The sequence below is a fragment of the Qaidamihabitans albus genome (assembly GCF_016464705.1).
GTDB lineage: Bacteria > Actinomycetota > Actinomycetes > Mycobacteriales > Pseudonocardiaceae > Qaidamihabitans > Qaidamihabitans albus.
Genome location: NZ_JAEHOB010000003.1, coordinates 146,507 through 170,204, shown reverse-complemented (window position 1 = coordinate 170,204; position 23,698 = coordinate 146,507). Strand labels below are relative to the sequence as shown.

Genomic DNA, 23,698 nt, shown 5'->3' with positions numbered 1-23,698 from the left:
AGAGAACATGGACATCGACCGGATCGAGCGCGAGATAATGATCGACGCACCCGCCGAGCGCGTGTGGTCGAAGCTCGTCGAGTTCGCCTGGGTCAACGACACCGCGCCGGGTGCCTTCGAGCCGAGGGAGGGAGAGGTGCTGGTCGCCGAGCACAGCCGGTACGGCAAGTTCCCGATGCTGGTGGAGAAGGTGGAGCCGAGCCGCTATCTCGCCTACCGCTGGGCGAGCGCGTTCCCCGGCCAGGAAACGGTGGAGGGCAACTCGACGCGAGTGGAGTTCACGCTGACCGAGGAGGCCGGCCGCACCCGGCTGCACCTGCTGGAGAGCGGGTTCGCGGCGTTGCCCGAGGCGAGCAGGCGGCCGGCGTTCGACGACAACACGCACGGCTGGACGGACCAGCTCGACGCACTGCGGCGGCGAGTGGAGCGGCCCGCCGGATGACGGTGGGACCCACGGAGGCCGCCGAGCCTGTCGACGACGTGCTGGCCGCCCTCGCCGACCCGACCCGGCGGGCGCTGCTGGACGCGCTGGCCGCTCGCGGTGCGGCCAGCGCGTCGGCGCTCGCGGCCGACCTGCCGGTGTCCCGGCAGGCGATCGTCAAGCACCTCACCGTGCTGGAACGGGCGGGGCTGGTGACGGCCGCGCGGACCGGCCGGGAGGTGCGCTACACGCCCCGGCCGCAGCCGCTGGACGCTACCGCGCGCTGGCTCTCGGCCCTGGCCGGCGAGTGGGACCGCCGCCTGGCCGCCATCAAGCACGCCGCCGAGCACGACTTGCCATGAACGACCCGTTACTGGCAAAAAATGCCAGCAACGGGTCGTTCATGGCAGTTCGCGGACGAAGTGGGCTACTTCCTGGGCGAGCTGCTCACCCGCGTCCTCCTGCAGGAAGTGGCCCGCGTTCTCGATCGTCGGATGCTCCCGGCCCGCGGCCCCCGGCATCCGCCTGCGCAGGATCGGGCCCATCGCCTCGGTGATCGGGTCGCTGTCGGAGAACGCGCACAGGAACGGCACTTCCAGCTTCGTGAGCGTCTCCCACGCGGCCCGGTTCGCCTCGGTCGCCGGGTTGTCCGGCGTCGCCGGGACCAGCTCCGGCATCGCCCTCGGCCCCGCCTTGTACATCTCGTTCGGGAACGGTGCGTCGTAGGCCGCCCGCTCCTCGTCGGACAGGTGGGTCTTGCAGCCCGACTGCACGAACCGGCCGATGTCGAGCACCTGCGCCTTCTGCACCGCGTCGTGGAAGGCCCACCACACGGCGGGCATGCCCTGATCGCCGGTGGGCAGGCCGGTGTTGGCCGCGACGACGCCCGCGAACCGATCGGGGTTCTCGGCCACCACGCGCAGCCCGATCAGGCCACCCCAGTCCTGCCCGACGAGCGTCACGTCTCGCAGGTCGAGCGCGTCGAACGCGAACACCCGCATCCACTCGACGTGCCGGGCATACGTGTGGTCGGCCACGTCCGCCGGCTTGTCGGAGCGACCGAAGCCGACCAGGTCGGGCGCGATCGCGCGCAGCCCCGCAGCCCCGAGCACCGGCAGCATCTTCCGGTAGAGGTAGGACCAGCTCGGCTCGCCGTGCAGCAGCAGAACGGGCGGCCCGTCCGGCGGGCCCGCTTCGACGTAGCCGATGCGGATGACACCGCCCTCGGGGTCCTCGATGTCCGCGTACAACGGCGGGTGGTCGAAGCCGGGCAGGTCGGTGAATCGGTCGTCTGGCGTTCTTAGTAACCGCACGCCCGTCACGCTAGTGGTTACCGGACGCGACGGGCCACCGCGAGACCGACTGGTTACGAGATGGCGACCGCCACCACGAGACCGAGGGCGACATGCGCGGCCGCGACGACGAAGCTGGCAGGCGCGTACGTCTCGCTCTCGATCGTCGAGCGCACGTCGATGCGAGTGGTCCACTCCAGCAGCCGCACGGCCAGCACCTGGGCGACGATCCCGATCAGCCCGTACACCAGCGCCGTGATCAACCCCCCGGCGAGATCGCTCGCCGAGGTCCAGATGGCGACCACGATGATGAACGCCATCGACACCATCCCGGACGCGGTGACGATCACCGCGTTGGGCAGGCCGCGCCTCACCAGGTCGGACAGCTTGCCGGGCGTGGTGAAGTCGATCGCGTAGAAGCCGACCAACATGAGGACGAGGCCGACGATCGCGTAGAGCGCGATCGCGCCGATCCCCCTGGCCAGGTCGGTACCGAATGTGTCAGACAACGCAAGGGTCGCCACGAAAAACTCCCAGTTCTGGTGAAAACGGACGGGCGTGGTCTATCACGACTCGGGGATGCGGTGGGGGACGAACGCCGCACCGTCGTCCGTGACGAGCCCCGGCGTCTCCCGGATCCCCAGCCCGGCCGCGTCGTCGCCGACGATCCACGCGCCGAGCGCGGGCCGGTACCCGTCGAACTCGGGCAGCGGGTCGAACGCCTGGTAGACGAAGCCCTCCGCGCCGTAGACGCCGCCGGTCTGCGTCTCGTATCCCGGCGCCACGATCTGCACGTTCGCACCCTCACGGCCGAGCTTGGGCTTGCGCACGTACTCGGTGAGCAGGCCCGGCTGGTCGTTGAATGCGGGCAGCAGGTTCGGATGGCCCGGGTAGCTCTCCCAGAGCAGGCCGAGAATGGCCTTGTTGGACAGCAGCATCTTCCACAGCGGCTCGACCCAGAGCGTCTGCGGCAGCGACTCGGCGGCATGCCTGCCGAACTCCTCGTCCACCACCCACTCCCACGGGTAGAGCTTGACGACCGTGCTCATCGGCGCTTCGGCGAGGTCGACGAACCGCTTGAGCAGCGGGTCCCAGCCGATCTCCTCGATCGCCAGCGCCACGGTGTCCAGGCCGGCCTCGGCCGCGGTCTCCTGTAGGTACGACGTGGTGATGTGGTCCTCGCCCGTCGGGTCGGCGCTCGACCAGGTGAAGTGCAGCTCCTTGGCCGGCAGCAGGTCGCCGACCTCCTGCCAGCGCTCGACGAGCCGTTCGTGGATCGAGTTCCACTGGTCGTCGTCGGGGAAGACGTCGGTCTTCCAGTACCACTGGATCACCCCGGCCTCCAGCAGCGAGGTCGGGGTGTCGGCGTTGTACTCCAGCAGCTTGGCCGGGCCCCGGCCGTCGTAGCGCAGGTCGAAGCGGCCGTAGATGTGCGGGTCGCGGCGCTTCCACGACTCGGCGATGTGCGGCCACACCCACTCCGGCAGGCCGAACTCGGCGTACCGCTCGGTCACCACCACGTGGTCGACCGCTTCCAGGCACATCGAGTGCAGCAGCTCCACGTCGGCTTCGAGCGAGAGCACCTCGTCCATCGAGAGGACGTAGTGCACGGACTCGTCCCAGTACGGCCGGGACTGCCCCGAGCCGTAGCGCGCAGGGGTGCCGAAGACCAGTCCCTGTTCCTCGATGGTGCGCTGCCAGTCGCGCCTGGGGGCGCTGGAATCACGATGCACGCCGGCCACCCGAACCGAGAGTCACGAGCCTCCGCTCTTGCCGAGCCCGCCGCCGCTGATGCCGAGGCCACCGCGCTGCACGGTCTTGCCGGACTTGGTGTTGATGTTGGCGTTCGCCGGCTTGCTGTACGAGCCGCCGGAGACCTTGCTGCCGACGGTGCCGGAGCCGCCGTAGTTGTAGCGGTACTGCTGCATGCCGCCGCCCGGCATGGGCAGGAACAGGAAGCCACCGCTGTGGTAGCCGCCCTGGTTGGCGACGTAGTCCTCGTCGCAGTTCTGTTCGTCCACGACGGTGCCACTGGCATCGGTGCACACGGCCGTGACCTCTTCCGGCTGCGCGACGACATACCAGCCCGCGACCAGGCCGACCAGCCCGACGGTCACGCCGCTGCCGATCAGCACCTTGCGCCTGGTCTCGGCCTTGCGCTCGGCGGCGAGCGCGGCTGCTTCCTCCGCCTGCCTGCGCTCCCGCTCCTCGGCGAGCGCCTGGCGCCGCGCTCGCTGCTCGGCCAACGTCGGCTCCCGCCGCGCCGTGCTGTCCGGGTCCTGAAACCGCATGGAGCCTGGTTTGCGTGGCTGTTCCCCTTCTGGGGGATGGTCATCTGTCATCGAGCACTCCGTTACCGCAGGGCATGCGCTGAGCACCAGCCTATCTACGGCACCCGGCGAACAGGACAGGCATCATGGAATCGATGTCCGAAGACGCCAGGCGGTTCCCGCCGACCAGACAGACGCTGCGCACGCGCGTGCTGATGGTCGGCGTCTTCGTGGGCGCCATCCTCGCACTGTCGTTCAGCTGGGCGTTCTCCTGGGACATCGACGGAGCGAACGGGGCCGGTGGCGGTGCCAGCCCGGAGCAGGCCGCGCAGTTCAAGGCGCGCGAGAAGGCGTTCCGGTCCCCGGCGGGCAGCTGCCTGGACTGGACGAAGCCGGACGCGGCGGACGCGCACCTGGTCCCGTGTGACCAACGGCACCTGTTCGAGGTCGCCGGCGTGGTCGATCTCGCGAAGGAGTTCCGGCCCGGCGCACCGGCCCCGGACGTCGAGGGCTGGCGCCGGATCACCGAGGAACGCTGCGGCGAGGTCGCGGAGACCTACCTCGACAAGCCGCTCGATCCATTCGGCAAGCTGACCCTCGGGGTGCTCCATCCGGACGAGCAGCAGTGGGCGGACGGCGACCGGAAGCTGCGCTGCGGGTTGCAGTGGGCGGGGCCCGGCGGCGAGCTGCAACCGCTGACGGTGCCGGCCGCGGACGTGAACCAGTCGGACGTGTGGGAGCCCGGGACCTGCCTTGGGCTGGCGGGCAAGACCGTCGGCGACCCAGTGGACTGCGCCGAGGAGCACTCCTACGAGATCATCGGCCAGCTCGACCTCGCGAAGGAGTTCGACGAGTATCCCTCGCTTGAGGACCAGAAGGCCTGGCTGGACAAGGAGTGCTCCAGGGTGGCCGAGGAGTACACCGGCGGCGCGGAGCTGCCGAAGCGGCTGATCCTGAGCTGGGACCTGCGCGAACCGGAGAGCTGGGAGGCCGGGTCCACGCTGGTGAACTGCAAGATCGGCGCGAAGCTGCCGGACGAAAGCGGGCTCGCGCCGGTACGGGGCAGCGTGCACAAGGACGCCAAGGCCGAGGAGCCCACCGGCGAGAAGGGGCCCGGCAAGCCGGAGGACCCGGAGGACCCGGAGGCCCCGGAGGACAAGGAGTCCCAGGAGCCCGGAGCCGCGGAATCCGAAGCCCCGGGGCAGGAGACCGCGTCCGGCGGGCCGGAGTCGGCGGAAGACGGCTGATGGCGGTATCGATGACGACGCGCCGCTTCGAGGAGCTGGTCGCCGACGCCCTCGACGAGGTGCCCCGGGAGTTCGCCGAGGCGATGGACAACGTGGTCGTCCTCGTGGAGGAGCGCAACGAGGAGGAACCGGAGATTCTCGGTCTCTATCACGGTGTGGCGCTCACCGAGCGCAGCCACGACTACGGGGGCGTGCTGCCCGACCGGATCTCGATCTACCGCGAGCCCATCCTCGCCATCTGCGACACCGAGGACGACGTGGTGGAAGAGGTCCTGGTCACCGTCGTGCACGAGATCGCCCACCACTTCGGCATCGACGACGCGCGGCTGCACGAGCTCGGCTGGGGCTGACCGCGCGGCGAGCTGCGCCGACGATGCCACCGTGGCACGGTTGAGCAGTGACAGGCTGGCGCGAGACGCTCGACACGGTGGCCGACCGGACGCTGGTCACGGGATACACCACGCTGGGTTTCCGGTTGCGCGAGCGGTGGTGGCGGCCGCTCGAACCCGGCTCGCTCGACGGCAGGCGCGCTGTCGTCACCGGCGCCGGCTCCGGGATCGGCAAGGCCATCGCCACGGGACTGGCCGGACTCGGCGCCACGGTGCACCTTGCCGTCCGTGACCTCGGCCGCGGCAACGCTGTCCGGGAGGAGATCGGCGATCAAGTTCCGGGTGCGGATCTCCAGGTCAACGAGCTGGACGTGGCGACCCTCGACGGCGTGCACCGGTTCGCCGAGAAGTTCCTCGCCGACCACGGCAGGCTCGACGTCCTCATCCACAACGCCGGGGTGCTGCCGCAGCGGCGCACCGAGAGCCCGGACGGGCACGAGCTGGCGCTCGCCACCCACGTGCTCGGCCCGTTCCTGCTCACCGATCTGCTAGTACCCGCTCTGCGGGCCGCCGAGGACGCCGCCCGGGTGATCTTCATGTCGTCCGGCGGTATGTACACCCAGCGCCTACGCGACGACGATCCGCAGTACAACCGCGGCCGGTATCGCGGTGGCGTCGCCTACGCCCGCACCAAGCGCATGCAGGTCGTACTCGCCCGGATGTGGGCGAGGCGGCTCGGTGGCGACGGCATCGCCGTGCACAGCATGCATCCCGGCTGGGTGGCCACCCCGGGCATCGCCTCGTCGCTGCCGGGCTTCGCGACCGCGATGGGTCCGCTGCTGCGGTCGCCCGCCGAGGGCGCGGACACCGCCGTCTGGCTCGCCGCGTCCGCGGAGGGCGATCGTGCCAGCGGGCAGTTCTGGCACGACCGCGCACCGCGGCCGGAGCACTGCCTGCCGGGTACGCGCGAGACACCGGCGCAGCGGGACCGGCTGTGGACCTTCTGCGAGACCGCCACCGGAGTCGCCCGGTAGCGTCCGCGCGAAAGCTGCGACGAAAGTCGCGCGCCGACCGCACGCACCTTCGGAGCCGGCGCTCGCGCCGTACGTTGAGGATGATGCGCCGTAACGCCGATCACCGTCTGAACTGGCTGCTGTCGTCGAGCGTTCTCTCCAACCTCGGCGACGGCATCGGCAAGGTCGCGTTCCCGCTGCTGGCCGCGGACATCACCCGGGACCCGGTGCTGATCGCCGGTCTCTCCGCCGCGCAGTTCCTGCCCTGGCTGCTGTTCGCGCTGCTGACCGGGGCGCTGCTCGACCGGGTCGACCGGCGCCACGCGATCATCGTCGCCAACCTCGCCAGGGCGCTCGTCGTCGGCGCCGTCGCCGGGTTCGCGCTGTTCGGCCCGATGTCGATCTGGCTGATCTACGCGGCGGCGCTGCTCATCGGCACCGCGGAGACGGTCGCCGACAGCGCCGCGAACGTGCTGATCCCCTCGGTCGTGCGCCGCGAGGGCCTGGCGGGCGCCAACAGCAAGCTGCAGGCGGCCGAGATCGTCGGCCAGACCTTCCTCGGCGGCCCCGTCGGCAGCACGACCTTCGCCGTGTTCGCCGCGTTTCCGTTCCTGCTGAACTCGGCCGCGTTCGCGGTGGCGGCGGCGCTGCTGATCGGGCTGGCCGGCAGCTACAAACCCCGGCGGGACGCCGTGTCCTCGACCACGCTGCGCCGCGAGCTCGGCGACGGCCTGCGCTTCCTGCGGCACAGCCCGCTGCTGCTGCGCCTGGTCGGCATCGCCGGGCTGCTGGGGCTGACCAGCGAGCTGGCGCAGGCGCAGCTCGTGCTCTACGCGCTCGAGGATCTGGACCTGGAACCGGCCGCGTTCGGTGCGTTCGCGTTCGTGGGCGGCGCGGGCGGGCTCGCCGGTGCCGCCGCCGCGTCCCGGCTGCTCGCCAGGTTCCGCAGGCACAGCGTGCTGGTCGGCGGCATCGTGGCCGCCGGGCTGGCGTTCGCCGGGATGGGGTTCAGCACGCGGGCCGTGCCGTCGGCGGTGGCCTTCGGCGTGTTCGCGGCCGCCGTGGTGACGGTGAACGTCATTCTCGCCACCGCGCGGCACACGCTCGTGCCCGGCCAGCTGCTCGGCCGGGTGCTCGGCGTGTGGCGGACCGCGGTGTGGGGAGCCATCCCGGTCGGCGCGCTGCTCGGCGGCGTGCTCACCGACCTGCTCGGCCGCCCCCGCGCGACGTTCGTGGTCTCCGGTTCGCTGCTGCTCGCGCTCGCCGGTGCGGCGTTCTGGCTGCTGCGCCCTTACCAGGCCGCGCTCGAATCAGCCGGTCCCGGGGAGAGCACCTCCGCCGGATCGAGCGCCTGAGTGCCTGGTCACCTCTCGTGAGTGCGCACGCGAGTTAGAACGCGGTTCCTCACTCACGACCGGGATCGGCGGCTCAGCGTCCGCCCGCGCCCGGCTGGATCGTCTTGACGGTCAGCTGGTCACCGGGGATGTCGTCGCTCGCGCAGCCCGTGCCCGCCGCCTTGACGTAGATCGACTCGGTCTCCTGCGGCGGGTACACCCGGATGCCGCGCACGTTCGTCGGCCTGCACTCCGCCGGGTCGTAGTTGCGGACCTGCACGAAGCCGACGACGGCGTGCGCGGTCTCGCCCGGCTGAAGCGTCACGGGTGAGCCCTTCTCACCGACGCGTTTCGCCGCGGGCCCGACCTGGTGGCCGTCGTCGCCCGCCACGTAGGAGACGCCTGGAAAACCCTGGACGACGCACGGCGCGTCACTGGTGTTGGTGAACCGCAGCGGCCGGTAGTGGGTGCCCGCGGCACCGCTGCCCCGGCCGAGGGCAAGCTGGAGATCGGCCGACCGGCACAGGGCCGGGTCGGCGGGTGCCCGCCCGTTGGTGGCCGGTGCGGTGCCCGTGGTGGCGGGTGGGTCGTCGGCGGTCGCGGCTGTCGAGGACGGTGCAGAGGTGGTGGTGTCCGGCTGCGCGGCGTTCTCGGCGTTCCCGGCGCTGTCCGTGTCCTGGCCACAGCTGGCGAGCACCAACATCAGCACCGCGCCGAGCGCCACGTGCGGGACCCTTCCGCGCATGATGGTCATCACTCGCCCTCCTGTTCCAGGTGATTACCCAGAGGACGTGTCAGATACACACATCGTTGCGCCGTTCACCCGTGAGTGACCAACCGGCCCGCGGTCCGGTTGATCACTCACTCGTCGATCGACACGCCGGCCCACTCGATGCAGCGCCAGCCGTCGTAGCCGTGTGTCTCGAGCCGCACGATGCCGGTGTTCGGGATCAGCCCCTTGTCGGCGATCTCCGGGCGCACGTTGCCGGCGAGCCACTCGGCACCGAACCGCATCACGCCACCGTGGTTGACCAGCACGATCGTGCCGTCCGGATCGATCTCGGCATGCTTGGCACGCAGGTCGTTGATGGCGGTGAGATAGCGGTCGCGCACCTGGTGACCGCTCTCGCCACCGGGCATGGCCACGCTCAGCTCGCCCCGCGTCCACGGCCGGACGGTGTTCAGGTAGGTGTCGATGGCCTCCTGGTCGCTGCGGTCCTCGAGGTCGCCGACGTGCACCTCGTGCACCCCGTCGATCACCTGCACCTCGCTGTCCAGCGCGGCGGCCAGCGGCGCCGCGGTCTGCTGTGCGCGTACCGCCCTGGACGCGTAGACGGCGGCGATGGGTTCCTCGCGGAGCCGCTCGGCGAGGGTGTGGGCCTGCCGGTGACCGAGGTCGGTCAGCGGCGGGCCGGGCAGGGCCGTGTTCAGCATCCGCTGGACGTTGGCGGTGCTCTGCGCATGCCGGACCAGATAGAGCCTCATGCCATCTCTCCTCTTCGCACGGCCGCCACCCAGTCTGCCGCGGTGCGGAAGTCGTCGTTGCTCGCGCCAGGGGCGATCGTCGCCGCGATCCCGTCGGCACGGGGGTGGGAGCCGAGAAAGCGCACGTTGTTGCAGCGGCGGCGCAGGGCGGCGACGGCATCCCCGATGCGAGGTTCGGCGAGGTGGCCCTCGAAGTCGATGAAGAACCGGTACAGCCCGAAGTTGCCCTTGATGGGCCGCGCATCCAGACGGGTCAGGTTGATCCCGCGGAAAGCCAGTTCGGTGAGCAGTTCCGCGAGGGCGCCGGTGCGGTTCTCCGCGGCCGCCACGATCGACGTGCGATCGACACCCGTCGGCTCCGGAAGCATGCCGGGCGGGCGCAGCAGCAGGAACCGCGTGCGCGCGTCCGGCACGTCCGCGACACCGGTGGCGAGTACCCGCAGCGGGTAGTGCTCGGCCGCGACCGGCGCGGTGACGGCCGCGTCGTACTCGCCCGCCTGGACCGCGACCGCGGCCGCGGCGGTGGACGAGGCGACCACCGGCTGCGCGTCGGACAGGTTGCGTTCGAGCCACTGCCGCACCTGCGCAAGCGCGTGCGGGTGGCTCGCGACGGTGCGGATCTGACCGGCGTCGGTGCGGGTGAGCACGGTGAAGTGCACCGGCAACAGCGCCTCGGCGACCGCGACCAGCGGCTCGTCCTCGGCAAGGCCGTCCAGGGTCGCGGCGACCGGTCCCTCGACGGAGTTCTCCACCGGCACGCAGGCGCCGTCCGCCTCCCCCTTGCGGACGGCGGTGAGCGCGGCCGTGATCGTCTCGGCCGGCATCAGCTCGTCGTGCGGCGCCAGACCGCGTGCGGCCTGTTCGGTAAAGGTTCCCTGCGGCCCGAAATAGGCGATCCGTGACACGACGCAAGGCTACGGTGAGATGACTTTCACTCGCATAGCCGGTAGGTCGCCCGGTTACCACGCGTGGCATTTTTTGCAATGCTGTGGGAGTGACCGCCGAATCAGGCACGCACGCGACGCGTCATGGTGCCTCGGCACGAGCCTGGCCGGACACCCCGGAGCTGGTGCTGTGTGCCGTCGACGAACCACTCGCCGAAGCATGGCGCTCCATCCCCGAGACGATGTCCGGGCAGGTCCGTGTCCACCACGGCTCCGTGCTGGACGTGCCCGCGCACGCCGTGGTGAGTCCGGCCAACTCGTTCGGCTGGATGCGCGGCGGCATCGACGCGGTGTACGCGAAGGCGTTCCCGGGCGTCGAGCAGCAGGTGCGCAGCGCCGTGCTGGCGTATCACGGCGGTGAGCTGCCGATCGGCGAGGCGGTGGTGGTGCACACCGGTGAACCGGCTCCACAGTGGCTGATCAGCGCCCCGACCATGCGCGAGCCCGGCGAGCAGCTGCCCGCAGACACCGTGCATCCCTATCTCGCGGCGCGGGCGGTTTTCCTGCTGTGGCGGGACGCCAGGCTCGAACACGGCGCCGAGGTACGCGAGGTCGTGGACACGATCGCGATGCCGGGACTCGGCACGGGAGTCGGCGGCGTGTCCCCGGCCACCTGTGCCCGTCAGGTTGCCGCGGCCTGGGAAGAGGTCTTCGGCGGCCAGTGACCGGCACTGACCGGCATCGGCCGGCGCCGCGATCGCCGTGTCGACCCGTTACCGGACCGTGTTACTCGCGCTCGGCGACCCGCACGCGTTCGCCGCGCTGCTCGACCAGCGGTTACGGGTGCGTGCGGCCCCCGGCCGGAGCGCCGGCGTGTAGAACGTCACAGCGCGTTTCCTCTGCGTAAGGCATACCGTTGGATCCGCGTTACATCAGGTGTACGGCACTGGCCCATCGAAGGGCGAGGAGTGAGCGAATGCCACGGGTCCGTGAGCTGAGCCCCTATGTCGAGTTGCAGCGCGACCAGTGGCGTGAGCTGCGCCGCTCCACGCCACTGCCGCTCACGGCCGAGGAACTGGTCCGGCTCAGAGGGCTCGGCGAACAGCTCGACCTGACCGAGGTGGCCGAGGTCTACCTGCCGCTGTCGCGGCTGATCAACCTCCAGGTCGCCGCACGGCAACGGCTCTACGAGGCCACGACGACGTTCCTCGGTGAGGACACGCGCGGCACGAAGGTGCCGTTCGTGATCGGCGTCGCGGGCAGCGTCGCGGTCGGGAAGTCGACGACCGCCCGGATCCTGCGCACCCTGCTCGCCCGCTGGCCCGACCATCCGCGCGTCGACCTGGTGACCACCGACGGGTTCCTCTACCCGCGGGCCGAGCTGGTGCGCCGCGGCATCATGCACCGCAAGGGCTTCCCGGAGAGCTACGACCGCAGGGCCCTGCTGCGCTTCGTGACCGACGTGAAGTCCGGCGCCGACGAGGTCAGCGCCCCCGTCTACTCCCACCTCGCCTACGACATCCTGCCCGGCGAGGAACAGGTCGTCCGGCGGCCGGACATCCTCATCGTCGAGGGCCTCAACGTGCTGCAGCCCGGGCCTCGGCTGACGGTGTCGGACCTCTTCGACTTCTCGATCTACGTCGACGCGCACACCGCCGACATCGAGGACTGGTACATCGAGCGGTTCCTCAAGCTCCGGCACACGGCGTTCGCCGATCCGGCCTCGCACTTCCACCACTTCGCGGGCCTGCCCGACGACGAGGCCCGCGACGAGGCAAGGCACCTGTGGCGGACGATCAACGAGCCGAACCTGATCGAGAACATCCGCCCGACCCGGCCACGCGCGACGCTGGTGCTGCGCAAGGACGCCGACCACTCGATCAACCGAGTCCGTCTGCGCAAGCTGTAGCCCGGCGGTGATCCGCGTGCGACGGCGGCTGTTGCTCACGCTCGCGGTGGTCGTCACCATCGTCGCCGTGGTGTTCGGCAGCGCGTTCGCGTTCCAGCGCAAGCTCGTCTACCTGCCCTCGGGTGGGCCCTTGCCGAGCGCGGCCGAGGTGCTGCCAGGCGGACGGGACGTCGCGCTCGCCACCGCCGACGGCCTGCGTCTCGACGCCTGGTACTTCCCGACGGAGGACGCGCGGGCCACCGTGCTCGTCGCGCCCGGCAACGGCGGAAACCGGTCACTGCGCACACCGCTCGCCAGGGCACTCACCGAACGCGGGCTCTCGGTGCTGCTGCTCGACTACCGCGGCTACGGCGGCAATCCCGGCTCGCCGACCGAGGAGGGGCTCGCACTGGACGTGCGGGCCGCCAGGCAGTACCTGGTGCGCGAGGCCGACGTGTCCCCCGATCGGTTGCTGTACTTCGGCGAGAGCCTCGGTGCGGGCGTGGTCACCGAACTGGCCACCGAACACCCGCCCGCGGGGTTGCTGCTGCGGTCGCCGTTCACCGACCTCGCGGCGGTGGGCAGCAGCCACTACCCGTTCCTGCCGGTGCGCTGGCTGCTGCTGGACACCTATCCGGTCGCGGACCACGTGGCGCGGATCGCGCGCGGCACGGTGCCGATCACCGTCGTGTTCGGCACCGCCGACTCGATCGTGCCGCCCGAGCAGAGCCGGGCCGTCGCCGAGGCCGGGGACGCACGGATCGTGGAGGTGCCGGGCGCCGACCACAACGATCCGGTGCTGCTCGACGGCCCGGAGGTGATCGGCGCGGTGCTGGCTCTGGCGGAGCGCTGACCCGTTCCGCGGCGGACACAGAGCGCCACCTCCCTCAGCCGAACGGCCGATCGACGAGGGGGAGCACTAACCGGTTGGCCGATACCGCAAGTGTCCGGCCCCGGTGACCCTTGTGAGAAGGAAACACACCCTGACCAGGGGGAGGCACGCCGATGCTCTCAGCCATCCTGACGTGGATCGGCGCAATGCTCGGCATCGCGGTGCTGCTCGCGATGGCGTTCGGCGCGTTCGTACTCGACTACAACGACGCACGCGGAAACCGGGCCGAGAAGGCGACCGAGGTGCCGAAGGGAACCAGCCCGCTCGCTTGACGCGGCCCCCAGGTCTCGGTGCTCAAACCTGGGGGCCTGAGTCCCTACCGCGCCCGGGCACGGCAGCGACCTTCATCTCAGCTACCCCGTCCGGCGTTGCCGGACACCTCTGATCACGGGCGAAAATCGCCGAGTGCGATCAAGGCCCGTTCGTAGTCGGCCGGATCGAACCGCAGCTCGTTCTCCGGTGCGGGCTGCAACTGCCCGGCGAGCACGGCGGAGAGCTTGTCGAGGATCTCGTCACGCTCGGCGCCCTGTTCCCTGAGGCGGCACGCGGCGGTCCACGCCGCGGCCGGCTCGCCCTCCCACAGCTGGTCCACCACCGCGGCCTTGATCCCGAGGAACTCCATCACCTCGGCAGCGTCCGGCCCGCCCTCGGCGAGCGCGTCGTGGAACTCCGGGTGCTCGCCGACCACCAGCAGGTGCCGCTGTTCCGGATCGTTGGGGTCCAGGGTCAGCTCGTCCTCGCCCAGCTCCGTCAGCGTGGTCGGGACGGCGAACATCCTTCGATCGAGAATCGCCGCGACCTCTTCGGAGCCGGTCTCGTCCGGGACGTCGTCGAGATAGGCGTCGAGGACCTCACCGCCGCCTTCCAGCAGGTCCTCGGCGGTCTCGAGCAGTTCGGTCACGGCGGCCTCCGGCAGCCCTTCCCGCGAGCCACGCCAGCGCACCCAGGCGAGCAGCACGGTGGACAGCACGTCCTCGCCCGCATCCGAGAGCTCGGCCTCGCCCGGCAGCCAGTCCTCCAGGAACGTGGCGATCTTCTCCGGGCTGACCCGCAACGGCCGGTTCGGCTCCGACTGCACGCCGAAGTCGATGAGCAGCCGCGCGCACTCCCGCACCGCCGGAGAATCCGGCACGTCGCCGGTCTCCCGCAGGAACTCGTCGACCACCGAGTCCCAGTCCGGCAGCACGGCCGCGGGCTCGGCCTGCTCCGGCCCGGGCAGCGCCCGGCAGCGCGCCAGCGCCACCGCCCGGAAAAGGGCGAAGTCGTCGGTCACGATCGGCTCGGGCAGGTTCTCGTGGAGAACGATCCCCTTCTCGATGAGCCGGCGTGCCCTGGCGAGCGGAAGCCGCTCGAACTTGATCGTGCCGTCGTGCTGGGCCGCCTGGTCGCGCATCTCCCGCTCCAGCTCGTCAGGGTTCTCGACGATCGAGACATCCAGCACGATGGGTTCGAAGTACGAGAAGTCCACGACCGCGAGCAACCCGTGCCGGGACTCGCCGTACTCGAACGTGCACAACAGCGTGGAACGATCACCGTAGACGTCGCCTGCCGCGAAGCACTCGCCCGGCGTGGCCGCGCCCAGCTTCGCCGCCACCCGGGGTTCGGGGAGGCCACGGGCGACGAGTCCGCGCAGTGCGGCGGCCGCCGGCTCGCGGTGCGCGAAGGGCGCCAGCGCCGCCAGCCCGGCCAGCAGCACGCCGGAGGCGGGGCCCACCTTGCGGCCGGCGTAGTCGATGAGGTCCTTGGCGAGCTCGTCGCCCTCGGGGTGGTCCCACAGTTCACCGAGTACACCGGAGGCGAGCACCTCGACGTCCAGCGGATCGGGGTCGGCGCCGAGCGCCGCGACATCCCGCAGGATCTCCTTGCAGAATCCGCCCACTCCCTGCGGTTCCGCCTTACCGCCGGCGGCCTTCTTCTTCCGGGAACGACTCTGCGGGCTCATCGGCTCATGTTTTCATCGGAGAGCGCAGGGCGCCGAGCGGGCCTCTTCGGCACGGCGATGCGGGCGTTGCGGATCTCGGCGAGCAGCCGGGTCTTGCGCTTGTGCGTCTGCACCAGTTCCGCGACGTAGGCGGTGAACTCGTCGCTGCTGCCCGCGCGCCGGTGCAACGTGCGCAGCCTGCGCAGCTGCCGCGCGGCCTCGGCGTAGCATCGCGCGTCCCTGCGCCCGATCAGCCATTCGACGTGGTCACGGTAGACGGGGATCAGGTCCGCGGCCTGGCAGTCACCCGCTGCCTGCCAGGCTTCCGGGTAGCTCCGCCGCGCCAGGAGCAGGCGCACGGATTCGGCGGGCCGCGGCGAGCGCACACGTTCCAGCGCGGCGACCAGCGGGCCGCGCCGGGAGCCGTTCTCGGTGCCGAGTGCCTTGGCCGCGTGCGCGATCGCCTCGGAATGCCGCCCCGCTGCCCGCAGCACCCGGACGATCTTGAGGCTCACATCGAGCCGGGGCAGCTGTTCCGAGAGCATCCGGACCACGGTGTCGACGTCACCGGTGACCTCGGCCAGCTCCTGGCTCAACCGTTGCGCCGCAAGGCGTTCGGCCGTGTCGTCCCCAGTGGACTCCCGAGTCAGAAACTCGTCCACAGTGGACTTTATACGGGCCAACCCGCGCTCCCCCAGCGCCTGCGCGAACTCGGCCAGCGCGAGATGCGGGCGGTCGGCGCCTGCGAACTCCACGCGCAGGATCCAGTCGGCGAGCTCCTCCGGCTCGGGCGGGTGCGCCGCGGCGGCCCGCGCGTAAAGGGACACGGCCCTGTCGAGCTGGTCGCCGACCACCCCGCTGGAGTCGTCCATGTCCGCCAGCGCCTGGGTGATCTTGTCGACCGCGCGCCGGGCCAGCGGCGCCACGTCCGCCCGGGTTCCGGCGTCGAGCAGCCGCTGCAGCGTGTCGAGCACCGAGGCGATCTGGACCGACTCCGCCGCCCGCACGGCGTCGTCGAGGCGGCTGCTGACCTCGGCCAGGTCGCCGTGCTCGATGCCGTCCGCGCGAGCCTGGAGGCGCCGGCGCAGCTCGGGATCTCGCTCGGCCTGGTCGTGCAGGAGGTCGGCCAGTGTCTCCGCGTCGAGCGAACGGAGGAACGCGCGCAGGTCCGATTGGCGGGTCACCCGCTCATAGTGCCATCGGGGGTCACCGGAACGGGCCGATCGGTAGCGGACTGTGGCCGACGGGGATGTGGGACGCCCAGCGAGTCCAGCCGGTGGACGGTGATGGCGCCCTGCAGTCGCAGCGCGTTCACGGCTCCGAGCGGGCTACCGATGGGCGCGGCCTTGACCACCTCCAGGTCGGCCAGCAAGTAGAGCCGGTGGCGCGCCCGCGTGATGCCCGAGCCGAACGACCGCACCCGGTTACTCCAGTCGTCCTCGGTGAGGTCGAGCAGCACGGTGTCGAACTCGCGCCCGGGCAGCGTCCGTGCCGTGCCGACCGCCACGTCGGGCCGGTCGCGCAGCGCGGCCAGCCAGGCGCCCGCCCGCACCTGGTTGGGCGCGAGCACGGCGATCTCACCCTGTCCGGCGGCGAAGCGGGCGAGCGAGGGGTGATCGGCGCGTGCGCCCGCCGGGTCGACCAGCAGCACCTCGGTTTCGCCTGCCCCGGCGTGCTCGAGCACGTGGTAGCCGGTGCTGTTGGCGAGCGCGGTGACCGTTGGCCCGTAGCGGTGCTGCCGGGTCAGCACCGTGCAGCCGGGGTGCCGCTCGGCGTCCGCCGGTTCCCGGATGCCGCAGTGGCCGAACGGGGTGGCCAGCAGCCACTCGCGCACCCCGGGCGCCGTCTTGAGAGCTGCGGGGCGAACTCGGGGGCCGGGCTGGCGGAAGTCGCCGAGGACGACCGCCGTCTCGCGGGCCCGTGCCACGGCGAGCAGCACGTCGGCGAGCCGGGCCGATCCGGCGTCGTCGAGCAGCACCACGTCGAAGGGGCGCGTCGAGTCGACGTGCCGGGCGAGTGTGGTGGTGACGATCCGGGCCGACTCCCACGCCGTCGCCTCGTCCTCCTGCTGTCGGCGGCGGGCGCGTTCGCCGAGCCACCACAGGCGCTCCTCCAGCCGGCCGCGGCGGGCGGCTCGACGCTCGCCCTCGCGGTGCAACTCCTCGCGCCGGGCGTGCAGGCCGGGCAGGTCGCGCCGCAGGCATTCGGCGTGGAAGCGCCGGTCCTGGTCGGTGGCCAGTCCCGCGGAGCGGATCTGGGCGACCCTGCCGCGCAACCGCTCCAGCCGGGTGTGGGCGTCGGATTCGGCGCGGGCGGCGGCGTCGAGGGATTCGTGAGCGGCGGCGACGTCGGCTTCGAGTGCCGTGACGTCGTCGTCGGTGAGCGGGTGGGCCCTCTCGCGGCAGTCCTGAATGGCCGCCTGCAGCGTGTCGCGCCGGGCCTGTGCGGCCCGCAGGGCCTTGCGGTCCGCCCGCCTGCCCCGGTAGCGGCGGGCGGCGGTGCCGATCCGTTCCGCGCGGACGGCGATCTCGGTGTCCACCTCGGCCAGCCGTTCGCCGAGCTCGCGGGCCTCGCCGAGCCGGCCCCGTTCGGTGGCGACCCGGTCCCACGCCTCGCGGGCGGCTCGCAGCCGGTCCCTGGCGGCGGTGAGGTCGGCCGCGGCGTCGTCATGGCGTCTTCGGACGTCGGTGAACTCGGCGGCAAGCGTCGCCGAGCGGTCGGCGTTCTCGATGCGCCGCCCCGCGGCAAGGAAGGCGGCGTGGTCGTAACCGGTGAGAGCGTCGCCGAGCTCGACGAGGTCGGCCTCCGTGGCGGCGAGGTCGGTGAGATCCCGCTGGATCGCCAGGCGCTCGGCGTCGTCCCCGGACCAACCCACGTCCCGCTGCTCACCGGTGATCACCAGGACCCGCTTGCCGCTGGTCGCGAGCTCGGCGGCGGCTTCGGCGACCAGCCGTGTCTTGCCCGTGCCGGGCGGGCCCCAGACCAGGTGCAGGCCCGGCGTCCGGCAGGCGCGGCGGGCGGTGTCCCATGGGTCGGCACCGTCCGGCACCGGGTCGAGCCGGCCCTCGGCGAGCCGGTCGGCGAGCGGCGCCGGACCGAGGTCGCGCAGGGCTCGCGCGAGCGCGCCGAGCCGGTCCCGTGCGGGCAGCCGACGAGCCCACACCCGCTCACAGCCCGGTGGCAGCGGGCCGGCGTCGCGGATCCGCAGGACGCCGTTGCGCAGCTCCGCGCGTACCGGTACCGCCGGGCCGTCCCGGGGACCGTCGCGGCCGGCGAGACAGACCTCGTCGATCGGGTCGATCCGCCGCCCGCGCAGGTCGGCCGTAAAGGTTCCGTCGCCGGTCCGCCGCAGCGGTCCCAGATCGCTCCATTCGCCGGTCTGCCGAGCGTGTTCGAGTTCCGACTCGACCGCCCGGGCAGCCTCCTGCCGCCACTCGGCCATACCACCCCTCTCGATCCTTGACCGAGTAAACCAAGGGTGGCGGTGTGCGTACAGAAAGTAAGCCAAGCGGGTTAACCGGGCGGGTCGTGATAGGCAGGGCCGGTGAACCTCGACGAGCTCATTCAACGCCTGCGGGACTTCGCCGACGCGCGCGACTGGGAGCCGTACCACACACCGAAGAACCTGGTCATGGCACTGTCCGGGGAGGTCGGCGAGCTGACCGCACTGTTCCAGTGGCTGACGCCGGAGCAGTCGGCGGCCGCGATGGGCGACCCCGAACTGCGAGCCGAGGTGCTGGACGAGATCGCCGACGTGACGCTGTACCTCGCGCGGCTCGCCGACATGCTCGGGGTCGATCTGCTCGATGCGGCCAACGCGAAGATCGACCGCAACGAGCTTCGCTTTCCCACCCCTGGGCGCTGAGGACGTAGGGACCGGCTTCACCGGCGGTGCATGGCGGCCTGATCACAAGACCTTTATCCCGGCATGGTCCTTCGGGTAGGAGATGGACCCGTGGACCTGACTGCGCAGACCGAGTACGGAGCAGTACGCGGAGTTCCGGGCGACGACGTGAGCGTGTTCGAGGGCATTCCCTACGCGGCGCCACTGGACGGTGAGCGGCGGTTCCAGGCGCCGGTGCCGCCGCAACGCTGGGAGGACACGCGGAACGCGACCGCCTACAGTGCCGCGCCTCCGCAGTCCACGTTGATGCCGGGCATGCCGTCGAGCTGGTGCCCCGGTGACAGTACGGACTGCCTCAGCGTGAACGTCTGGACGCCCGACCCGGGTGGCTCGGGCCTTCCCGTGCTTGTGTGGATCTACGGCGGCGCTTTCGTCATCGGCAGCAGCTCCGAGCCCGTCTACGACGGCGCGAATCTCGCGCGCGGCGGCGTCGTGGTCGTGACCATGAACTACCGGGTGGGGTACGAGGGCTTCGGCTGGTTACCCGACGCCCCGGCCAACCGCGGCTTTCTCGACCAGATCGCGGCGCTGCGCTGGGTCCAGGCGAACATCGCCGGTTTCGGCGGTGACCCCGGCAACGTGACGCTGTTCGGTGAATCCGCCGGCGCCACGGCGGTAGCGACGCTGGTAGCCGCCCGTGCCGCACGCGGACTGTTCCGCCGGGCCATCGCCCAGAGTTTCGCCGGCCGCTTCTTCCGCGAGGAGGAGGCGCGCCGGATCGGGGAGCGGATCACCGGCGAGCTCGGCGTTCCCGCGACGGCCGAGGCACTCGCGGAAGTGCCGCCCGAGGCGATCCACGAGGTGCAGAACGCGCCGCTCCGCAGGTCCGGCGAGGCGGCTTCCTCCGTTCCCGAGGGCATTACGCCGTACTCCCCCGTCCTCGACGAACTGATCCCCGAGCCGCCCTGGCAGGCGATGCGCAAGGGCGCGGGCCGCGACGTCGATCTAGTCTGCGGGTACAACCAGGACGAGTACCGGCTGTTCACGCTCGGCGCGGGCCGGCTCGGCCGAGATCCGGCGGCGGTCGCGGCGGCGGTGGGCCTCGATCCGGCCGCGCTCGCCGACTACCGCGCGGCTCGCCCGGGCATCTCCGACTCCGACCTGTACACGTTGCTGTTCTCGGACTCGATCTTCCGTATGCCATCGACGTGGTGCGCCGACGCGCACGCCGAGGCGGGCGGCAGCACCTACCTTTACGAGCTGACGTGGGCTTCTCCCGCTTTCGAAGGTCTGCTCGGCGCCTGTCACGCCCTGGACGTGCCGCTGACCTTCGGCAACTTCGACAGTCCGCTCGGTCGCCTGGTGCTCGGCGACTCACCGCCCGCCGACGCCGAGTACCTGTCGAAGGAGATCCGCAAGGCGTGGACATCGTTCGCGACCACCGGTGACCCCGGCTGGCCTGCTTACCGGCCCGGCGAGGCGCTCACTCGCATCTGGGACCTCCCCGTCGAGGTCGCCGCCGACCCGGAGGCCGCGTCCCGGCGTATCTGGGAACGCCACTTTCCGTGGAATAACGGACACACACGGGAACCGGGCCGGTAGCATCACCCGTCGAACCCGGCACGAGGACTTGGGGAGCGAAACCGGTGTGGGTCGACGAGAGCGCGAACGGTGAACCCGAGAGATCGGACGACCCGTTTCAGTGGGTGAACGACTTCGTCCAGCGCACGCAGCAGAGCGGCAGCTTCGCCTACGACGAACCGACCCTCAGCCGCATCGCCGACCGCTGGCAGCGCATCGCGGACAGGTGCCAGGAGGGACGACAGGCCGCCTATCCGATGACAACGGTGACGGGCCCCGGCTTGGACCCGGCCAGCATCACCATGGCCGCCAAGGTGAATGACTCAGGCCGGGCTTACCTGCAGTCGTTGACCAGCGTGCAACGTTACTGCCAAGCACAGGCTGATCACTGCCGCAAGGCTTTGGGCACCTACATCGAGAACGAGCACGACAACGCCAGCTGGGTCAAGAAATTCACGCCTTTCCCCGATGAACAGAGACAAGGCGGAATCCTCTAGATGCGCAGTAGTCCTCCCCTCATCGCCACGTCGCTCGCACTCTTGATTCTTGCGGTCACCGGATGCTCAGAGACGACCAATGGAACCGCGGCGCCGAGCGGCGCACCGCAAAGCGACCCAACCACCACACCACCGGAGTCCGGCGATAGCTCCGCATTACCCGGTTTCGGCGCCCCGCCAGTTGAGAACGCGTTGAACGACACTGAGCGATTCCAGGACGATCCCTGTTCAGTGCTCACTGCCGAGCAACTCGGCCAGCTGGGCGTTCCCAAGGAAGGCGAGAAGCGCAACGGTTCCACCGGCTCTGCCTGTCGTTGGTATGAACAGGATACAAGCGCCAGCGTCGACATCGAATGGGTCAAGGCCAATCAGCGGGGTTTGACCGGTGCGTACGCGAACCGCGACAACTACGAACTATTCGTCGAGATGCCGCCCATTGATGGCAATCCGGTCCTCGCGTACGGAGACGACACACGTGACCTCGGCGATTGCCAGGTACTGGTCGGCGCGACCGACGAATTGGTCTTCCAAACGGCAATCGGCCAGTCCCGTTCCAAGGTGGGCACCACTGATCCCTGCGAGGTCGCCCATACGGTCGCCGGAATGATGCTCGAAACGATGCGAGGGGGCTCGTGATGGGCGATGTGGGCGCACTCATCGGAGATATCTTCGGCACCGGGCGGTCGCCGGAGCAGATCTACGACGACATGACCACGGGTCCCGGAGATCCCACCGTCCTCGCCGCCAAGGACGCCGCCAACAACCAGGCGAGCCTCCACCAGGAGATCGTGGACCTGATCGCCGAGCAGCACGCCGACATCGCCACCGGTTGGCAGGGCGGAGCGGGCGACGCCGCGAGGAACGCGGCGACCCCGGTGACCCACGTCGCGCAGCAGGCGACCCAGCAGCTCACCATGTCCCACGACCTGCTCGCCATGCAGTCCGACGTCTACAACCACACCCGGAACAACGTCGTGCCCATGCCGCCGAACCCGGGCCAGCCCGACTTCGTCAGCACGGCGTTCCCGATGCTCACCGACCATGCCGAGCAGGCCGCCGCCTACCGCGAGGCGGCCGAGACGAACAAGCGGGTCTACGAGGCCTATCACGGCAACACCGGCAAGGTGGGCGAAACGATGCCGACCGACTACGGCACCCTGCTCGCGGCGGCCGACGGCATGGACATCACGCTTCGGTCGGGCACACCAGGTAGCGCGGACGGGCAGCCGGTGAGCGGGCCGCCGCAGCCCGGCGGAACCTATGGCGGTCCACCCGCGGGCAGCGCCACCGGCACGCCCACAACCGGTCCTTCCACCACCGGTACTCCCACTGCGGGTACCTCGACCGGCGGGCCGGCGGTAACCGGCACACCTGGAGCCCAGTTGCCCGCGGCGAGCGGAGCGGACGACACCACGCGCAGCGCGAGCTATATCCCGCCTGGCGGCACGAGCGGTTCGCTGAACGGGCCGGGAAGTACCCCGTACTCGCCGGTCGGCGGGAACAGCGGCAACTCGCCGGCCGGGACCGGATTCGGTCCGGTAGGGAGCTACCGGGCTGGCATGAGCTCGGGTTCCGGCCCGGGTGGATCGGCGGACTCCGCCGGCTCCCGTGGGCCGGGTTCGTCCTACGGCACCGGCCGCGGCACCGCCGCCGGCACCCCATACGGCGCGGGACGACCTGGTTCCGGTGTTGGCGCGGGCGGCGGCTCGGGCAACGACGCCGCGCGCGGCGCGCTCGGCGCCGGTAGGGGAACCGGTGTGGGCACGACCGGCGGACCTGGTGGCCCCGCCGCGGGCGGGTCCAGCCCGGCAGGCGGCGCCCGTGGCGGTGCGGGCGGCATGCTGGGCGGCGCCCCCGGCCGCGGCCAAGGTAAAGGCGGCGAGGACGAAGAGCACGAGCGGCCGTCCTACCTGCAGGAGCGTGACCCGGACGGGGTGTTCGTCGGCAAGCTCGATCGCACCACGCCACCAGTCATCGGGCAGTGATGGCGTGGCGTGACGACGTGACCCTGCACCGGGTCTCGGTGCTGCGTTCGCTGGAAGAACACCGCATCGGGGAGCCGCCGGAGGTGCTGGCCGGCGACGACGTGTGGCTTCCGCCCGAGTCCCGTGCCCGCCTCGACGACGCCGTGGCCGAGGACCTCGCCGGGCAGCGCCTGCTGACCGGCGGTCGGCCGCGGGAGGACTTCTACGACGCTCTCGTCCTGCTCACCCGGCCGGGCGTGGAACTCTTCGGCTGGGTCCAGGACGACGAGCTGGGCAACTACGCCGTCTCGGTGTCGCGGACCGGCCGTGACTGCGTGCTGCTCCTGCGCCGTGGTGACTGGGTGCGGCTCATGCCTGCTGATCCGGATGGCATGGCCGAGACCTGGATCGAGCAGATCCCGCACCGGCCCGCAGGCGGCGACACCAGCCTCAACCTGCCCGAGTCCGACGCACCGTGGATCCTCGACCATCCCCGCACGCCGGACGGGCGCAAGCTGAAGAGGCTACTCGAACTCCCGCGCTTCGGCGGCGGGCAGATACACGCCGCGATCCGCTCCGCCAACGGGCGGCAGCGGGCGGCGACACCGCTCACCTACCTCGACACCGCCGACGGCCGCTGGCTGCTCGGGTTCGACACCAGCGGGCCGGACCGCTGGGTCACCGCGACGCCGGCCACCCAGCACGCCTTCGAGACGAAGCTGCGCGACCTGCCGACGAACGGCGGCCGCTAGTGTTTGTGCTGGTCAGGCCTCGTGAGTGTTGAGCCGAGTTAGAACTCGGGTCAACACTCACGAGCGGTGACCAGGCGACTCGGG

26 protein-coding genes are annotated in these 23,698 nt (G+C 71.0%); 16 read left to right on the top strand and 10 right to left on the bottom strand.

The window, feature by feature from the left end; all coding sequences use genetic code 11:
- Positions 1 to 7: 7 nt before the first annotated feature.
- Positions 8 to 442, top strand: coding sequence for an SRPBCC domain-containing protein (locus tag JAP66_RS07065; protein ID WP_199430791.1), 435 nt, complete (start codon positions 8 to 10; stop codon positions 440 to 442).
- Positions 439 to 783 (top strand): ArsR/SmtB family transcription factor, encoded by a 345-nt coding sequence (locus JAP66_RS07060; protein WP_199430790.1) that lies wholly within the window; start codon positions 439 to 441, stop codon positions 781 to 783. The genes JAP66_RS07065 and JAP66_RS07060 overlap by 4 nt, the downstream gene beginning before the upstream one ends.
- Before the next feature lie 39 nt (positions 784 to 822).
- Here the strand turns inward: JAP66_RS07060 and JAP66_RS07055 are convergent, their stop codons facing one another.
- Genes JAP66_RS07055 through JAP66_RS07040 form a run of 4 tightly spaced genes read right to left on the bottom strand, consistent with a single transcriptional unit; the run spans position 823 to position 4,055 of the window.
- Entirely contained in the window at positions 823 to 1,734 is a 912-nt protein-coding gene (locus JAP66_RS07055; RefSeq protein WP_199430789.1) for a haloalkane dehalogenase, read from the bottom strand.
- A gap of 53 nt (positions 1,735 to 1,787) precedes the next feature.
- A complete protein-coding gene (locus JAP66_RS07050; protein WP_199430788.1) occupies positions 1,788 to 2,237 on the bottom strand; it encodes a DUF350 domain-containing protein in 450 nt (149 codons plus the stop codon).
- 42 nt (positions 2,238 to 2,279) lie between these two features.
- A complete protein-coding gene (locus JAP66_RS07045; RefSeq protein WP_199430787.1) occupies positions 2,280 to 3,446 on the bottom strand; it encodes a glutathionylspermidine synthase family protein in 1,167 nt (388 codons plus the stop codon).
- 21 nt (positions 3,447 to 3,467) lie between these two features.
- Positions 3,468 to 4,055, bottom strand: a complete 588-nt coding sequence (locus JAP66_RS07040; RefSeq protein WP_199430786.1) for a hypothetical protein — start codon at positions 4,053 to 4,055, stop codon at positions 3,468 to 3,470.
- A gap of 83 nt (positions 4,056 to 4,138) precedes the next feature.
- Between JAP66_RS07040 and JAP66_RS07035 the strand changes: the two genes are divergently transcribed.
- From JAP66_RS07035 to JAP66_RS07020, 4 genes are all read left to right on the top strand, one after another.
- Positions 4,139 to 5,230 carry a septum formation family protein gene (locus JAP66_RS07035; protein WP_235998829.1) on the top strand — a complete coding sequence of 364 codons (1,092 nt, stop codon included), beginning with the start codon at positions 4,139 to 4,141 and terminating at the stop codon, positions 5,228 to 5,230.
- The gene (locus JAP66_RS07030; RefSeq protein WP_199430785.1) at positions 5,230 to 5,580 is read left to right on the top strand and encodes a metallopeptidase family protein; all 351 of its coding nucleotides are present in this window, start codon (positions 5,230 to 5,232) and stop codon (positions 5,578 to 5,580) included. The genes JAP66_RS07035 and JAP66_RS07030 overlap by 1 nt, the downstream gene beginning before the upstream one ends.
- 47 nt (positions 5,581 to 5,627) lie before the next feature.
- Complete coding sequence (locus tag JAP66_RS07025; protein ID WP_199430784.1) at positions 5,628 to 6,593, top strand: SDR family NAD(P)-dependent oxidoreductase; 966 nt, start codon at positions 5,628 to 5,630, stop codon at positions 6,591 to 6,593.
- An 83-nt stretch (positions 6,594 to 6,676) separates the two neighbouring features.
- Positions 6,677 to 7,927 carry an MFS transporter gene (locus JAP66_RS07020; protein WP_199430783.1) on the top strand — a complete coding sequence of 417 codons (1,251 nt, stop codon included), beginning with the start codon at positions 6,677 to 6,679 and terminating at the stop codon, positions 7,925 to 7,927.
- A gap of 73 nt (positions 7,928 to 8,000) precedes the next feature.
- Here JAP66_RS07020 and JAP66_RS07015 read toward each other — a convergent pair whose 3' ends face one another.
- From JAP66_RS07015 to pheA, 3 genes are all read right to left on the bottom strand, one after another.
- Positions 8,001 to 8,660 carry a DUF4232 domain-containing protein gene (locus JAP66_RS07015; protein WP_235998828.1) on the bottom strand — a complete coding sequence of 220 codons (660 nt, stop codon included), beginning with the start codon at positions 8,658 to 8,660 and terminating at the stop codon, positions 8,001 to 8,003.
- Positions 8,661 to 8,767: 107 nt separating this feature from the next.
- On the bottom strand, positions 8,768 to 9,391 hold the full coding sequence (locus tag JAP66_RS07010; RefSeq protein WP_199430782.1) for a histidine phosphatase family protein: 624 nt from the start codon (positions 9,389 to 9,391) through the stop codon (positions 8,768 to 8,770).
- Positions 9,388 to 10,296: a prephenate dehydratase gene (gene pheA / locus JAP66_RS07005; protein WP_199430781.1), complete on the bottom strand. Its 909-nt coding sequence runs from the start codon at positions 10,294 to 10,296 to the stop codon at positions 9,388 to 9,390. Before pheA ends, JAP66_RS07010 begins: the two co-directional genes overlap by 4 nt.
- Positions 10,297 to 10,385: 89 nt before the next feature.
- Here pheA and JAP66_RS07000 point away from each other — a divergent pair, with 89 nt between their 5' ends.
- The 4 genes from JAP66_RS07000 (at position 10,386) to JAP66_RS06985 (ending at position 13,327) form a co-directional block, all read left to right on the top strand.
- The gene (locus JAP66_RS07000) at positions 10,386 to 11,000 is read left to right on the top strand and encodes a macro domain-containing protein (RefSeq protein ID WP_199430780.1); all 615 of its coding nucleotides are present in this window, start codon (positions 10,386 to 10,388) and stop codon (positions 10,998 to 11,000) included.
- A gap of 251 nt (positions 11,001 to 11,251) precedes the next feature.
- Complete coding sequence (gene coaA / locus JAP66_RS06995) at positions 11,252 to 12,184, top strand: type I pantothenate kinase (RefSeq protein ID WP_199430779.1); 933 nt, start codon at positions 11,252 to 11,254, stop codon at positions 12,182 to 12,184.
- Between the two features lie 16 nt (positions 12,185 to 12,200).
- On the top strand, positions 12,201 to 13,016 hold the full coding sequence (locus JAP66_RS06990; RefSeq protein ID WP_199430778.1) for an alpha/beta hydrolase: 816 nt from the start codon (positions 12,201 to 12,203) through the stop codon (positions 13,014 to 13,016).
- A 152-nt stretch (positions 13,017 to 13,168) separates the two neighbouring features.
- A complete protein-coding gene (locus JAP66_RS06985; protein WP_199430777.1) occupies positions 13,169 to 13,327 on the top strand; it encodes a hypothetical protein in 159 nt (52 codons plus the stop codon).
- Between the two features lie 113 nt (positions 13,328 to 13,440).
- On the opposite strand, the gene JAP66_RS06980 is transcribed toward JAP66_RS06985, so the two are convergent.
- Genes JAP66_RS06980 through JAP66_RS06970 form a run of 3 tightly spaced genes read right to left on the bottom strand, consistent with a single transcriptional unit; the run spans position 13,441 to position 18,418 of the window.
- The gene (locus JAP66_RS06980) at positions 13,441 to 14,997 is read right to left on the bottom strand and encodes a hypothetical protein (protein WP_199430776.1); all 1,557 of its coding nucleotides are present in this window, start codon (positions 14,995 to 14,997) and stop codon (positions 13,441 to 13,443) included.
- Positions 14,994 to 16,160, bottom strand: coding sequence for a DUF6880 family protein (locus JAP66_RS06975; protein WP_199430775.1), 1,167 nt, complete (start codon positions 16,158 to 16,160; stop codon positions 14,994 to 14,996). Before JAP66_RS06975 ends, JAP66_RS06980 begins: the two co-directional genes overlap by 4 nt.
- The gene (locus JAP66_RS06970) at positions 16,157 to 18,418 is read right to left on the bottom strand and encodes an AAA domain-containing protein (protein ID WP_199430774.1); all 2,262 of its coding nucleotides are present in this window, start codon (positions 18,416 to 18,418) and stop codon (positions 16,157 to 16,159) included. The genes JAP66_RS06975 and JAP66_RS06970 overlap by 4 nt, the downstream gene beginning before the upstream one ends.
- 102 nt (positions 18,419 to 18,520) lie before the next feature.
- Between JAP66_RS06970 and JAP66_RS06965 the strand changes: the two genes are divergently transcribed.
- From JAP66_RS06965 to JAP66_RS06940, 6 genes are all read left to right on the top strand, one after another.
- Positions 18,521 to 18,841, top strand: a complete 321-nt coding sequence (locus tag JAP66_RS06965; RefSeq protein ID WP_199430773.1) for a nucleotide pyrophosphohydrolase — start codon at positions 18,521 to 18,523, stop codon at positions 18,839 to 18,841.
- Positions 18,842 to 18,931: 90 nt separating this feature from the next.
- Positions 18,932 to 20,422: a carboxylesterase/lipase family protein gene (locus JAP66_RS06960; RefSeq protein ID WP_307849470.1), complete on the top strand. Its 1,491-nt coding sequence runs from the start codon at positions 18,932 to 18,934 to the stop codon at positions 20,420 to 20,422.
- 44 nt (positions 20,423 to 20,466) lie between these two features.
- Positions 20,467 to 20,898 (top strand): PE domain-containing protein, encoded by a 432-nt coding sequence (locus JAP66_RS32020; RefSeq protein ID WP_199430771.1) that lies wholly within the window; start codon positions 20,467 to 20,469, stop codon positions 20,896 to 20,898.
- Positions 20,899 to 21,534: a DUF3558 domain-containing protein gene (locus JAP66_RS06950; RefSeq protein ID WP_199430770.1), complete on the top strand. Its 636-nt coding sequence runs from the start codon at positions 20,899 to 20,901 to the stop codon at positions 21,532 to 21,534.
- A complete protein-coding gene (locus tag JAP66_RS06945; protein WP_199430769.1) occupies positions 21,534 to 22,883 on the top strand; it encodes a PPE domain-containing protein in 1,350 nt (449 codons plus the stop codon). The genes JAP66_RS06950 and JAP66_RS06945 overlap by 1 nt, the downstream gene beginning before the upstream one ends.
- Positions 22,883 to 23,614, top strand: coding sequence for an ESX secretion-associated protein EspG (locus tag JAP66_RS06940; protein ID WP_199430768.1), 732 nt, complete (start codon positions 22,883 to 22,885; stop codon positions 23,612 to 23,614). The genes JAP66_RS06945 and JAP66_RS06940 overlap by 1 nt, the downstream gene beginning before the upstream one ends.
- The last annotated feature ends 84 nt before the right edge of the window (positions 23,615 to 23,698 follow it).

Bases quoted from the DNA above. Each gene is read 5' to 3' on its own strand.
- JAP66_RS07065 (WP_199430791.1), top strand. From the start codon at position 8: ATGGACATCGACCGGATCGAGCGCGAGATAATGATCGACGCACCCGCC.
- JAP66_RS07060 (WP_199430790.1), top strand. From the start codon at position 439: ATGACGGTGGGACCCACGGAGGCCGCCGAGCCTGTCGACGACGTGCTG.
- JAP66_RS07040 (WP_199430786.1), bottom strand. From the start codon at position 4,055: ATGACAGATGACCATCCCCCAGAAGGGGAACAGCCACGCAAACCAGGC.
- JAP66_RS07035 (WP_235998829.1), top strand. From the start codon at position 4,139: ATGTCCGAAGACGCCAGGCGGTTCCCGCCGACCAGACAGACGCTGCGC.
- JAP66_RS07030 (WP_199430785.1), top strand. From the start codon at position 5,230: ATGGCGGTATCGATGACGACGCGCCGCTTCGAGGAGCTGGTCGCCGAC.
- JAP66_RS07020 (WP_199430783.1), top strand. From the start codon at position 6,677: ATGCGCCGTAACGCCGATCACCGTCTGAACTGGCTGCTGTCGTCGAGC.
- JAP66_RS07015 (WP_235998828.1), bottom strand. From the start codon at position 8,660: ATGACCATCATGCGCGGAAGGGTCCCGCACGTGGCGCTCGGCGCGGTG.
- JAP66_RS07010 (WP_199430782.1), bottom strand. From the start codon at position 9,391: ATGAGGCTCTATCTGGTCCGGCATGCGCAGAGCACCGCCAACGTCCAG.
- coaA (WP_199430779.1), top strand. From the start codon at position 11,252: ATGCCACGGGTCCGTGAGCTGAGCCCCTATGTCGAGTTGCAGCGCGAC.
- JAP66_RS06985 (WP_199430777.1), top strand. From the start codon at position 13,169: ATGCTCTCAGCCATCCTGACGTGGATCGGCGCAATGCTCGGCATCGCG.
- JAP66_RS06980 (WP_199430776.1), bottom strand. From the start codon at position 14,997: ATGAGCCCGCAGAGTCGTTCCCGGAAGAAGAAGGCCGCCGGCGGTAAG.
- JAP66_RS06970 (WP_199430774.1), bottom strand. From the start codon at position 18,418: ATGGCCGAGTGGCGGCAGGAGGCTGCCCGGGCGGTCGAGTCGGAACTC.
- JAP66_RS06950 (WP_199430770.1), top strand. From the start codon at position 20,899: ATGCGCAGTAGTCCTCCCCTCATCGCCACGTCGCTCGCACTCTTGATT.
- JAP66_RS06945 (WP_199430769.1), top strand. From the start codon at position 21,534: ATGGGCGATGTGGGCGCACTCATCGGAGATATCTTCGGCACCGGGCGG.
- JAP66_RS06940 (WP_199430768.1), top strand. From the start codon at position 22,883: ATGGCGTGGCGTGACGACGTGACCCTGCACCGGGTCTCGGTGCTGCGT.